This is a genomic window from Erythrobacter sp. R86502 (assembly GCF_042466465.1).
In the GTDB taxonomy this organism is placed as follows: Bacteria; Pseudomonadota; Alphaproteobacteria; order Sphingomonadales; family Sphingomonadaceae; genus Erythrobacter.
On record NZ_JAXHCJ010000001.1, the window covers coordinates 2,658,622 to 2,671,020 of the forward strand.

The 12,399-nt window shown below is 56.5% G+C and carries 7 protein-coding genes, 3 tRNA genes and 3 rRNA genes; 12 read left to right on the top strand and 1 reads right to left on the bottom strand.

The annotated features are described in order from the left end of the window. Window positions 1-123 precede the first annotated feature (123 nt). From SJY33_RS12775 to SJY33_RS12800, 6 genes are all read left to right on the top strand, one after another. Window positions 124-1,323: an aspartate aminotransferase family protein gene (locus tag SJY33_RS12775; RefSeq protein ID WP_379923153.1), complete on the top strand. Its 1,200-nt coding sequence runs from the start codon at window positions 124-126 to the stop codon at window positions 1,321-1,323. Further along, a complete protein-coding gene (gene argF / locus SJY33_RS12780) occupies window positions 1,320-2,273 on the top strand; it encodes an ornithine carbamoyltransferase (protein WP_379923154.1) in 954 nt (317 codons plus the stop codon). The genes SJY33_RS12775 and argF overlap by 4 nt, the downstream gene beginning before the upstream one ends. 54 nt (window positions 2,274-2,327) lie before the next feature. After that, window positions 2,328-3,218 (top strand): Hsp33 family molecular chaperone HslO, encoded by an 891-nt coding sequence (locus SJY33_RS12785; protein WP_379923156.1) that lies wholly within the window; start codon window positions 2,328-2,330, stop codon window positions 3,216-3,218. Between the two features lie 88 nt (window positions 3,219-3,306). Continuing rightward, the gene (locus SJY33_RS12790) at window positions 3,307-3,726 is read left to right on the top strand and encodes a hypothetical protein (RefSeq protein WP_379923157.1); all 420 of its coding nucleotides are present in this window, start codon (window positions 3,307-3,309) and stop codon (window positions 3,724-3,726) included. Window positions 3,727-3,770: 44 nt separating this feature from the next. Beyond that, entirely contained in the window at window positions 3,771-4,469 is a 699-nt protein-coding gene (gene queC, locus SJY33_RS12795; RefSeq protein WP_379923158.1) for a 7-cyano-7-deazaguanine synthase QueC, read from the top strand. 52 nt (window positions 4,470-4,521) lie between these two features. Then, complete coding sequence (locus SJY33_RS12800) at window positions 4,522-6,078, top strand: spinster family MFS transporter (RefSeq protein ID WP_379923159.1); 1,557 nt, start codon at window positions 4,522-4,524, stop codon at window positions 6,076-6,078. Window positions 6,079-6,271: 193 nt separating this feature from the next. Here the strand turns inward: SJY33_RS12800 and SJY33_RS12805 are convergent, their stop codons facing one another. After that, a complete protein-coding gene (locus SJY33_RS12805) occupies window positions 6,272-6,619 on the bottom strand; it encodes a hypothetical protein (RefSeq protein WP_379923160.1) in 348 nt (115 codons plus the stop codon). Between the two features lie 95 nt (window positions 6,620-6,714). Here SJY33_RS12805 and SJY33_RS12810 point away from each other — a divergent pair. The 6 genes from SJY33_RS12810 to SJY33_RS12835 all read left to right on the top strand — a co-directional run bounded on the left by SJY33_RS12810 (window position 6,715) and on the right by SJY33_RS12835 (window position 12,113). Further along, a 16S ribosomal RNA gene (locus SJY33_RS12810) occupies window positions 6,715-8,201 on the top strand. Between the two features lie 203 nt (window positions 8,202-8,404). Further along, a tRNA-Ile gene (locus tag SJY33_RS12815) sits at window positions 8,405-8,481 on the top strand. Between the two features lie 10 nt (window positions 8,482-8,491). Next, window positions 8,492-8,567: transfer RNA gene (locus tag SJY33_RS12820), tRNA-Ala, on the top strand. A 324-nt stretch (window positions 8,568-8,891) separates the two neighbouring features. Beyond that, window positions 8,892-11,683 (top strand): 23S ribosomal RNA (locus tag SJY33_RS12825). Window positions 11,684-11,826: 143 nt separating this feature from the next. Further along, window positions 11,827-11,941 (top strand): 5S ribosomal RNA (gene rrf, locus SJY33_RS12830). The 16S, 23S and 5S rRNA genes sit together here with 3 tRNA genes alongside, the layout of an rRNA operon. Before the next feature lie 95 nt (window positions 11,942-12,036). After that, a tRNA-Met gene (locus tag SJY33_RS12835) sits at window positions 12,037-12,113 on the top strand. The last annotated feature ends 286 nt before the right edge of the window (window positions 12,114-12,399 follow it).

The following is a 12,399-nucleotide window of genomic DNA, read 5'->3' on the forward strand; positions in this document are numbered from 1 at the left end:
AGAACCGCCCCTTGCGGTTTGACGCAAGGTCAGCGGCAGATTACCGGATTGTAGATGGCGGCTCTGGTTCAGGGCCGCCATTTGCGTTTCTTGTTTCCCGATTTCCAATTCAGGACACTGCCCATGTCGATTACCCCGCTCATGCCCGTCTATCCGCGCTGCGGTGTCCGGCCAGTGCGCGGCGAGCACTGCCATCTCATTGACGAGGATGGCACCCGCTATCTCGATTTTGCCAGCGGCATCGCGGTGAACCTGCTTGGCCATTCGCACGATGGACTGATCGGCGCGATCCAGCAGCAGGCGGCGACGCTGATGCACGTATCTAACCTCTATGGCAGTCCGCAGGGCGAAAAGTTGGCGCAGACGCTGGTTGATACGACCTTTGGTGACACCGTTTTCTTTACCAATTCGGGCGCCGAGGCGGTCGAATGTGCGATCAAGACTGCGCGCGCCTATCACCAGAACGCCGGCGATGCTGGCGATGCAAGCCGGTTTGAAATCATTACCTTCCACAACGCCTTTCATGGGCGCACGATGGCGACGATCAGCGCATCGAATCAGACCAAGATGCATCACGGCTTTTCGCCACTGCTCGATGGTTTCAAATATGCGCCTTTTGACGATCTGGACGCCGCCAAGGCGCTGGTCGGGCCGCACACCGCTGGCATTCTGGTTGAACCCATTCAGGGCGAAGGCGGCATCCGCCCAGCCTCGCAGGAATTCATGGCTGGGCTGCGTGCGCTGTGTGACGAACACGGGATCATGCTGATCCTCGACGAGGTGCAGTGCGGCGTAGCGCGTACTGGCAAATTGTATGCATACGAACATTGCGGCATCACCCCCGACATCATGGCAACTGCCAAGGGCATCGGCGGAGGCTTTCCCTTGGGCGCCTGCATCGCCACCGAACACGCCGCGCGTGGCATGACCTTCGGCACGCATGGCTCGACCTATGGTGGCAACCCGCTCGCGATGGCTGCCGGGATGGCGGTGATGCAGGCCGTGGCAAACGAGGAATTCCTCGCCTCTGTCACCGAAAAGGGCGAGCGTATGCGTGCACGGCTGGAGCAATTCATCGGCAATTACCCCGAACTGTTCGAACTGGTGCGAGGCAAGGGCCTGATGCTGGGCCTGAAGATGAAGATGGAAAGCCGTCCGTTCTACGTGCACCTGCGCGATCATCACCAACTGCTGACCGTAGCTGCGGGCGACAACACGATCCGCGTGATCCCCCCACTTGTCATCGGCGATGCCGAGATCGACGAGTTCTTCGACAAGCTGTCGGCGGGCGCGGCCAGTTATAAGGTCCCGGAACCAGCATGACCGTGCCTGGCGCCGCAGACTACCGCCATTTCATCGGCCTTGGTGATGCCGGGGGTGATGACATCGCCGCGATGATAAACGACGCGATCGATCGCAAGGCAGCCCGTGTCGGTAAGTCCAAGGGAATGCCAGACGCCGATGCGCCGCTGGCTGGCAAAGTGCTGGCGCTGGTGTTCGAAAAAAGCTCCACGCGTACCCGCGTCAGCTTCGACATCGCAATGCGCCAGTTGGGCGGCAGCGTCTTGCTGCTCGACTCGGCATCAAGTCAGCTTGGACGCGGGGAAAGCATTGCCGACACCGCGCGGGTGCTCAGCAGAATGGTGGACGGTATCATGCTGCGCACCGACGATCATGCCAAGATGACTGAAATGGCGCGACATGCGACAGTACCTGTCATCAACGGGCTGACTGACCTGTCTCACCCCTGTCAGATTGTGGCCGACCTGCTCACGGTGATTGAAAACGGCAAGGCGCTTCCTGGACTTGAAGTTGCCTGGTTCGGCGATGGCAACAATGTCCTGCACTCGATCCTTGAAGCTGCGGGGCTCATGAAATTCAACGTTCGCGTGGCGGTGCCTGCGGGGTACGAGCCTGATCGCACATTTATCGATCTGGCCCGCGCGGGCGGTGCAGTGGTCACGATGACGCACGACGCTGCAGAAGCGGCACGGGGCGCAGATGTGATCGTGACCGACACATGGGTATCGATGGGGCAGGCCCATGCAGACGAAAAGCTGGCAGCAATGGCGTCTTACCAAGTCAATGCCGGACTGATGGCGCTGGCCAAGCCTGATGCCGTATTTCTGCACTGTCTGCCTGCGCATGTTGGTGAGGAAGTGACCGAGGAGGTCTTCGAAGGCCCGCAATCTGCGGTTTTCGATGAAGCTGAAAACCGTATTCATGCGCAGAAATCGGTGCTGCTGTGGGGTTTCGGATTGCTCGGGAACTGATGCGCCGCTGCTGGGGGGTTTTGTGAAAGCCGAACCGTCCCCATATGGCCCCGCATGATCGATCCAAACGAAACATTTTCCGACACCCTGATGGGTTTCACCTTGCCGAGGCGCAGCGCGCGGGGCCGCATTGTGCGGCTCGACGACGTGCTCGAACAGGTTCTGTCGGCGCACGACTATCCTGCCCCGATCACGCATCTGCTCAGCGAAGCGCTGGTGCTGGGCACGCTGATGGGTGGGCTCCTGAAGGGCGACGACGCGCAATTGACCATGCAGGCGCAGACGCAGGGCGGCGTGGTAAAGCTGCTGGTCGTGGATTATCGGGCAGGCGCAGTGCGGGGCTACGTCGATTTTGATGCTGAGCGCTTTGCTACATTAGGAGCCAACCCCAGCTTGGCGGCATTGTTTGGTGACGGTTATCTGGCCATCACCTTCGAAACCGAAGGCAAGCAACGCTATCAGGGCATCGTTCCGCTTGAAGGCGATAGCCTTGCCGAAGCGTGCGAGAGCTATTTCGGGCAGTCCGAACAGATCCCCACGCTCATCCGCGTTGCCAGCCGTGCAGGCGCAAAGGGGCGCGTCGCCGCCGGGCTGCTTGTGCAGCATCTGGCTGATGGTGAGGAGGGTCGCGAACGCCTGCATGTTCGGCTCGATCACCCTGATTGGGAACATGTCTCGGTGATGGCAGGTTCTACCAGCCATGATGAATTGGTGGACCCTACGCTTTCGCTGGAAGCAATCGTCTGGCGCCTCTTCCACGAAGAGGACGAAGTTCGCGTGCAAAGAGGCGCGCGCCTTTCACGCGGTTGCCGGTGCAGCGCGGCGCATTACGAATCGATCATTTCGCGTTTCCCCGCCGATGAACAAGAAGACATGCGCAGTGCCGACGGTGTCATCGCGGTCGATTGCGCGTTCTGTTCGCGCACTTTTGCACTCGAAATCTGACGCTTCGTCGAAAACTTATCCTATCGCTGGGACCTTTAAGGCCACTATCAGCAATACGGCAGCGCCTGAACAGGGCACGAGGACTGGAATGATGAATCGAACCGAGAGCAGCATGCGCGTGCTTGGATTGGGGGCGTTCGCTGCGGGAGCCGCGATGTGGCTCGCTACTCCCGCCACCGCGCAAGGCGATGGTCTGGCGATGCTGAGCTCACTGGCCAAAGGTGAATGGACGATCAAACAGCGCGGCGTTGCGCGAAATCGCAAGATTTGCGTGAAGACAGGTACCGAACTCATTCAAATAATGCACCAAGAGAGTGGTTGCAGCCAGTTCGTTGTCGAGGATGGCGCTGCGCGAACAACAGTTCAGTACACATGCCCCGGCAACGGCTATGGCAGAACCAGCATTCGCCGTGAAACGGGCACATTGGTTCAATTGGAAAGCCAAGGGATTCACAAAGGCATGCCGTTCCAGTTGACCGCGGAAGCACGCCGCACTGGCCGCTGTTGATCCGCCAGAATTGCGTTTGCTCGCATGCATGGTAGGGGGATGGCATGAGTGGTTCCGAAAAGATGCCGCCCCAATCGCTCGCTGTAGTATTGTTGTCCGGCGGGCTGGATTCGATGGTTACAGCTGCCTTGGCGCAAGAAGCCGGGTTTGCGGTCCACGCGCTGACGGTCGATTACGGTCAGCGACACCGACTTGAACTGGAATCGGCTGCGCGCATCGCTACAAAACTGGGGCTGGCGCGCCATACCCAGATCGCGCTGGATTTGCGCGCCTTTGGCGGATCGGCACTGACCGATACGATCGCGGTACCAAAGGATGGGGTGGGGGACGATATTCCTGTCACTTATGTTCCGGCCCGCAACCTTGTCTTTCTTGCCCTGACAACCGCTTGCGCTGAAGCAGCCGGCGCCTGTGATGTCTTCATCGGGGTTAATGCCCTCGACTATTCAGGCTACCCCGATTGCCGCCCCGAATTCATCTCCAGTTTCGCCGAGACAGCACGGCTGGGGACCAAGGCAGGGGTTGAAGGCGCCCCCTTCACGATCCACGCACCGCTGCAGCATATGACCAAGGCTGACATTGCGCGCGAGTGTGCCCGGCTGGGGCTGGACCCAGCTTGGAGCTGGTCATGTTACGATCCTACTCCCTCAGGTTTGGCCTGCGGGCTGTGCGATTCCTGTCGATTGCGGAAAAAGGGTTTTGCCGAGGCAGGGATTACCGATAGCACTGCCTACAACACCTGACCGGTCGTGATCGCCGGCAGATAATAAGAGCATCCGGGATAGGGGACCATCATTGAGCGATAAAGTCGTAGCGGCCGACGTCCGCAGCGAGGAATCTGTTCCTGCATACAGTTGGTATGTGTTGGGCGTTCTGGTTGTGGTCTATATCCTCAATTTCATTGACCGTCAGATCCTCTCGATCCTTGCCGTCGACATCAAGCGCGATCTCAATCTCACAGATGGGCAATTGGGCTTTTTGGGAGGGGCAGCATTCGCAGTCTTCTACGCCCTTTTCGGTGTGCCGTTGGGAAGGCTGGCAGACCGGTGGCACCGTGTCCGGCTACTCACGATTGGGTTGCTGCTTTGGTCGGCGATGACCGCTTTGTCCGGATTTGCGCGGAACTACTTTACCTTGTCTCTGGCTCGCATGGGTGTGGGGGTGGGGGAGGCGACTGCAAGCCCCACGGCATATTCGCTGATTTCCGATTACTTTCCGGCCCGCAAGCGTGCCACGGCACTCGCGATCTATTCGTCGGGCCTTTACCTCGGCGGCGGCGTTTCGTTGTTGATTGGTGCGAAGATATCCAAGGTTTGGGATGCGGCCTATCCTGGCGGGGGGATGGCTGGCCTCGTGGGGTGGCAGGCGGCGTTCCTGGCGGTGGGGATACCGGGCTTACTTCTCGCCATCTGGGTTGCGTCCTTGCGTGAACCCGTCCGGCCTGCAACCCATGCGCCCGATGCACGCCATCCGTTGGTTGATTTCTTTGTCGACCTGTCGATGCTGCTTCCGCCGTTTACGCTTTATCATGCGCTGCGCCGGGGGGCGATGGCGCTGCTGGTCAATGTCATCATGGCCGCCGCGATGATTGCGCTGGCTCTTGTTATGATCGAACTGACGGGCAACCTGCCGCAGTGGTCGGCGATCGCATTTGGCTATTATGCGGTGTTTTCGTGGGCTTCGACCTTGCGCAAGCATGACCCTGCGACTTTCAGTCTGATATGGGGGACGCCCGCGTTCATATGCACCGCGCTGGGGTACGGTCTTGTATCGCTCGGAGCCTATGCGCTCGCGTTCTGGTCGGCCCCTTATGCGGAAACCGTATTGCGACTGCCGAAGGACGAACTGGCATTTGTCTTGGGTGGTAGCGGAGCTGTTTCCGGCTTTCTCGGCGTCATCCTGGGAGGACGTCTGTCGGATATCCTGAGGGCTCGCAATCCTTCGGGCCGGATATTGGTCATCATGTTCGGCATCGTAGCTCCCGTGATCCCGATCTGGATCGGGTTCACCACGGAAAATGCCCCATTGTTCTATCTGATGAATTTTCTTGCCGGGATGTTTGCCGCCACGGCATTGGGAGCCGCCGCTGCGACCACGCAGGACCTGGTTCTGCCGCGTATGCGGGGTACAGCAACCGCGTCATTTTTCCTCGCAACCACCCTGGTGGGTTTGGGGCTTGGGCCTTACATGGTCGGCCAAATATCCGAGATTAGCGGCAGTATGCGGATCGGCGTTCTGTCATTGATCGCAGTTGCGCCGATTTCGCTCGCGCTGTTGATCTACGCTTATCGGACGTTGCCTAAGGCAGAGGCTACCATCGCCCAACGTGCCGAGGCCGCGATTCGCCGATAGGGTGGCGATCGATCGCGACTCCATAAGGAAGACAGCTCAGATCGGGGCTTTCCATCGTAAGCTGTGGCGTAGACCACTTTATAACTATGCCAGACTCTGAACGGGGGATCTGACCGCCAAGCTGAGCCGGCGACCCCAAGAATGTCTGTTCGGCGTCATGACATTCAATCCCTTAGCAAGGTTCCTTAGTCAGCTAGGCCCAGAATTTCGCGCCGATGAAACAAAATTGCAAAAACCCTGTTGACCGAATCGCGGTGTGCTCATAGATGGGCTCCACCGACGCGGCGCTGACGGCTTCTGCCTCTTCTGCAACGTTGGTCGCCAACATAATCGGATAGCCGGTCCCCCGGTGTAAATCGGGGAACCTAGAGCTGTCCGCTATTACTGTCTGGTGGTTCTTTGACATTGTTGATTTTTGATGAAGGGACATGTGGGCGACGGCGCCCGGTCCGGGGACCTCAAGGCTCCGGGTACCGGTTAATTTAAGCCGATGCCGCATTTGTTCAGCCACCACGGCTGGGCGGATGTTAAGCATGTTCATTCGTATCCATTACGTTTGACAGCAGGTATTGGCTCCTTGCAGCTCATGCCTTTCTGGCTGGCGGGTTTATTCCCGTGCCTGATTGGTGTGTGACACAACTTGAGAGTTTGATCCTGGCTCAGAACGAACGCTGGCGGCATGCCTAACACATGCAAGTCGAACGAGACCTTCGGGTCTAGTGGCGCACGGGTGCGTAACGCGTGGGAACCTGCCTTTAGGTTCGGAATAACAGTGAGAAATTGCTGCTAATACCGGATAATGTCTTCGGACCAAAGATTTATCGCCTTTAGATGGGCCCGCGTTGGATTAGCTAGTTGGTGGGGTAAAGGCCTACCAAGGCGACGATCCATAGCTGGTCTGAGAGGATGATCAGCCACACTGGGACTGAGACACGGCCCAGACTCCTACGGGAGGCAGCAGTGGGGAATATTGGACAATGGGCGAAAGCCTGATCCAGCAATGCCGCGTGAGTGATGAAGGCCTTAGGGTTGTAAAGCTCTTTTACCAGGGATGATAATGACAGTACCTGGAGAATAAGCTCCGGCTAACTCCGTGCCAGCAGCCGCGGTAATACGGAGGGAGCTAGCGTTGTTCGGAATTACTGGGCGTAAAGCGCACGTAGGCGGCTTTTTAAGTCAGAGGTGAAATCCCAGGGCTCAACCCTGGAACTGCCTTTGAAACTGGGAAGCTAGAATCTTGGAGAGGCGAGTGGAATTCCGAGTGTAGAGGTGAAATTCGTAGATATTCGGAAGAACACCAGTGGCGAAGGCGACTCGCTGGACAAGTATTGACGCTGAGGTGCGAAAGCGTGGGGAGCAAACAGGATTAGATACCCTGGTAGTCCACGCCGTAAACGATGATAACTAGCTGTCCGGGCTCATAGAGTTTGGGTGGCGCAGCTAACGCATTAAGTTATCCGCCTGGGGAGTACGGTCGCAAGATTAAAACTCAAAGGAATTGACGGGGGCCTGCACAAGCGGTGGAGCATGTGGTTTAATTCGAAGCAACGCGCAGAACCTTACCAGCCTTTGACATCCTAGGACGACTTCTGGAGACAGATTTCTTCCCTTCGGGGACCTAGTGACAGGTGCTGCATGGCTGTCGTCAGCTCGTGTCGTGAGATGTTGGGTTAAGTCCCGCAACGAGCGCAACCCTCGTCCTTAGTTGCCATCATTAAGTTGGGCACTTTAAGGAAACTGCCGGTGATAAGCCGGAGGAAGGTGGGGATGACGTCAAGTCCTCATGGCCCTTACAGGCTGGGCTACACACGTGCTACAATGGCATCTACAGTGGGCAGCTATTCCGCAAGGATGCGCTAATCTCCAAAAGATGTCTCAGTTCGGATTGTCCTCTGCAACTCGAGGGCATGAAGGCGGAATCGCTAGTAATCGCGGATCAGCATGCCGCGGTGAATACGTTCCCAGGCCTTGTACACACCGCCCGTCACACCATGGGAGTTGGATTCACTCGAAGGCGTTGAGCTAACCCGCAAGGGAGGCAGGCGACCACAGTGGGTTTAGCGACTGGGGTGAAGTCGTAACAAGGTAGCCGTAGGGGAACCTGCGGCTGGATCACCTCCTTTCTAAGGATATTCACGAAAGCGCCCGGGCTAGCCCTGGGAAGAGCTTCGTGGCTTCCAAAGAACATTGCCGTCGTCCTCATGTCCTTTCATCAATCGGATACAGCTTGCAGCACAATCGTGTTTGCAGGCTGTGTGCCTGAGCCGGCTCACGCCCGTTTGCGGCAGCCTGTTCCTTCGGGAATGGCGGCCGGATACGGTGGTGTGGGCCTGTAGCTCAGTTGGTTAGAGCGCACCCCTGATAAGGGTGAGGTCAGTGGTTCGAATCCACTCAGGCCCACCATATACCTTTAGGGGCCTTAGCTCAGCTGGGAGAGCACCTGCTTTGCAAGCAGGGGGTCATCGGTTCGATCCCGATAGGCTCCACCAGGTACCCACCTGGTCAGGTACACATGGTACGTCGCGATAAGCCGCGGACGTTCTGACATCCGATAGATGAAACGAAAACTGATCCTGCTTCGGCAGGTCAGGCGTTTGCCATGTTTTGCATGGGATCGCCGATCTTTGACATTGTGAATGGGTTTTTAAATCGATGCCGTGGCGGTATCGTCGTATCTGTGCAGGCCTTCGGGTTTGTGACAGGGCGGCGAATATCATCACATTAATCAAATTGATTATCTGGCTGAGATAATTCTCCTCACTATCGCAAGGCGCCAGGCTCTATGCAGGCTTGTCGTTGATAGTGTGGATTCTCAAGCGTGAGGTAAGAGCATTTGGTGGATGCCTTGGCATGTACAGGCGAAGAAGGACGTGGCACGCTGCGATAAGCGTCGGGGAGTTGTGAGCAAACTTTGATCCGGCGATTTCCGAATGGGGAAACCCACCTTCACCATTTCTTCCAGTTGGCTTTCGGGCCTGCTGGGCGAGGTGGATAAGGTATCACCGAGCTGAATAAAATAGGCTTGGTGAAGCGAACCCGGGGAACTGAAACATCTCAGTACCTGGAGGAAAAGACATCAACAGAGATTCCCGTAGTAGTGGCGAGCGAACCGGGACCAGGCCAGTGCCTTCATTTCAACTAGCAGAACATTCTGGAAAGTTTGGCCGTAGCGGGTGACAGCCCCGTATGCGAAAGTGATGATGAAGGACTAGAGTAGGGCGGGACACGTGAAATCCTGTCTGAACATGGGGGGACCACCCTCCAAGCCTAAATACTCGTACATGACCGATAGCGAACACAGTACCGTGAGGGAAAGGTGAAAAGCACCCCGATTAGGGGAGTGAAACAGTACCTGAAACCGAATGCTTACAAGCAGTTGGAGCCTCTTTAGGGGGTGACAGCGTACCTCTTGCATAATGGGTCAGTGACTTAATCTAGCATGCGAGCTTAAGCCGTTAGGTGTAGGCGAAGCGAAAGCGAGTCTGAATAGGGCGACTGAGTATGTTGGATTAGACCCGAAACCCGGCGATCTAGGCATGAGCAGGTTGAAGGTGCGGTAACACGCACTGGAGGACCGAACCGTTTAATGTTGAAAAATTATCGGATGACTTGTGTTTAGGGGTGAAAGGCCAATCAAGCCGGGAAATAGCTGGTTCTCCGCGAAATCTATTGAGGTAGAGCGTCAGATGTATGCCGATGGGGGTAGAGCACTGGATGGGCTAGGGCTGCGCGAGCGGTACCAAACCTAACCAAACTCCGAATACCATCGAGTCTTGTCTGGCAGACAGACGGCGGGTGCTAAGGTCCGTCGTCAAAAGGGAAACAGCCCTAACCTACAGCTAAGGTCCCCAAGTCATATCTAAGTGGGAAAGCATGTGGGAATCCCAAAACAACCAGGAGGTTGGCTTAGAAGCAGCCATCCTTTAAAGAAAGCGTAACAGCTCACTGGTCTAAACAAGGGTTCCTGCGGCGAAGATGTAACGGGGCTAAAGATATGCACCGAAGCTTAGGGTTCAGAATTTATTCTGAGCGGTAGCGGAGCGTTCCGTAGGCGAGTGAAGCGGGAGGGTAACCGACCGTGGACGTATCGGAAGTGCGAATGCTGACATGAGTAGCGACAAACAGGGTGAGATACCCTGTCGCCGAAAGACCAAGGGTTCCTACGCAATGCTAATCAGCGTAGGGTGAGCCGGCCCCTAAGACGAGCCCGAAGGGGGTAGTCGATGGGAACCACGTTAATATTCGTGGGCCTGGTGGTGTGTGACGGATCTCGTAAATTGTTCCTCCTTATTGGATTGGAGGGGCGGTGAAGAGGTTCCAGGAAATAGCCCCACCGTATAGACCGTACCCGAAACCGACACAGGTGGTCAGGTAGAGTATACCAAGGCGCTTGAGAGAAGTATCCTGAAGGAACTCGGCAAATTGCCTCCGTACCTTCGGAAGAAGGAGGCCCCATCTATGCGCAAGCACTGGTGGGGGGCACAGGCCAGGGGGTAGCGACTGTTTATCAAAAACACAGGACTCTGCTAAGTCGGCTTCAAGACGACGTATAGGGTCTGACGCCTGCCCGGTGCTGGAAGGTTAAGAGGAGGAGTGCAAGCTCCGAATTGAAGCCCCAGTAAACGGCGGCCGTAACTATAACGGTCCTAAGGTAGCGAAATTCCTTGTCGGGTAAGTTCCGACCTGCACGAATGGCGTAACGACTTCCCCACTGTCTCCAGGATATGCTCAGCGAAATTGAATTCTCCGTGAAGATGCGGAGTACCCGCGGTTAGACGGAAAGACCCCGTGCACCTTTACTGCAGCTTCAGAGTGGTATTAGGAAAGAGTTGTGTAGCATAGGTGGGAGGCTTTGAAGTGTCGGCGCCAGCTGACATGGAGCCATAGGTGAAATACCACCCTGCTGTTTTCTGATATCTAACCTCGCACCGTTAGCCGGTGTAGGGACCCTCTGTGGCGGGTAGTTTGACTGGGGCGGTCGCCTCCTAAAGAGTAACGGAGGCGCGCGATGGTAGGCTCAGGACGGTTGGAAACCGTCTGTTAGAGTGCAATGGCATAAGCCTGCCTGACTGCGAGACTGACGAGTCGAGCAGAGACGAAAGTCGGTCATAGTGATCCGGTGGTCCCTCGTGGAAGGGCCATCGCTCAACGGATAAAAGGTACGCCGGGGATAACAGGCTGATGATTCCCAAGAGCTCATATCGACGGAATCGTTTGGCACCTCGATGTCGGCTCATCACATCCTGGGGCTGGAGCAGGTCCCAAGGGTTTGGCTGTTCGCCAATTAAAGTGGTACGTGAGCTGGGTTCAGAACGTCGCGAGACAGTTTGGTCCCTATCTGCCGTGGGCGTCGATACTTGAAAGGAGTTGCCCCTAGTACGAGAGGACCGGGGTGAACATACCTCTGGTGTACCTGTCATTCTGCCAAGAGTGCCGCAGGGTAGCTATGTATGGACGGGATAACCGCTGAAAGCATCTAAGCGGGAAGCCTCCCTTGAGATTAGGTATCTTTGAACCGTGATAGACCATCACGTTGATAGGCCGGGTGTGGAAGTGCAGTAATGTATGGAGCTAACCGGTCCTAATAGTTCATATCATGCTTGAGAATTCGCACTGTCAACGACAGGCCTGCCTCAGTGGCAAGCACGTCGTGCGGTGGAGAACGTCTCCAGCCAGATACGCCCTTTAAACCACTCAAAACTCTTGAGTGTGCATCGATTTGAAAACCCGCATCCACTGGCCCCATTGCTTGGTGGCCATAGCGTCTGTGACCCACCCGATCCCATCTCGAACTCGGCCGTGAAACCAGACTGCGCCGATGGTACTGTGCCTCAAGGTACGGAAGAGTAGGGCGTCGCCAGGCATTGAAGCCAGTGGAACGCGGGTATAACCCATTCACAAAGTCAAAGGGCTGACCCCACAAGGGCAGCCCTTTTGGCGTCTCTACGCCATCGGTATCGCGGGATGGAGCAGCCCGGTAGCTCGTCAGGCTCATAACCTGAAGGTCGTTGGTTCAAATCCAACTCCCGCAACCACCGTTTGAAAACCAGTCATAAACTGACGCATAACCCCCACAGCCCGGCTGCCGGGCAGTCTCCGTGTGGACGATGGAAACCTGAACGCCTCAATCCGTCTATCGTCAGATCAGTTGTCGCGCTGTTGATAAGGATTGTGTCTACGAACTCTCCTTAGCAGTACCTGTGCACCGGCAAAACCATTGGGTACGAGCATGTGACGCCTAAACTGGCGCCCTTACTGGCCATGATGAGGCCTATCACTTTTGTACCTAGCCTCTTCCGATCCTACGATCCGCTTCACGCG

What these genes read in the sequence shown, in the direction of transcription:
- queC (WP_379923158.1), top strand. Translation starts at nt 3,771, where the DNA reads ATGAGTGGTTCCGAAAAGATGCCGCCCCAATCGCTCGCTGTAGTATTG.
- SJY33_RS12805 (WP_379923160.1), bottom strand. Translation starts at nt 6,619, where the DNA reads ATGAACATGCTTAACATCCGCCCAGCCGTGGTGGCTGAACAAATGCGG.
- SJY33_RS12785 (WP_379923156.1), top strand. Translation starts at nt 2,328, where the DNA reads ATGATCGATCCAAACGAAACATTTTCCGACACCCTGATGGGTTTCACC.
- SJY33_RS12775 (WP_379923153.1), top strand. Translation starts at nt 124, where the DNA reads ATGTCGATTACCCCGCTCATGCCCGTCTATCCGCGCTGCGGTGTCCGG.
- argF (WP_379923154.1), top strand. Translation starts at nt 1,320, where the DNA reads ATGACCGTGCCTGGCGCCGCAGACTACCGCCATTTCATCGGCCTTGGT.
- SJY33_RS12790 (WP_379923157.1), top strand. Translation starts at nt 3,307, where the DNA reads ATGATGAATCGAACCGAGAGCAGCATGCGCGTGCTTGGATTGGGGGCG.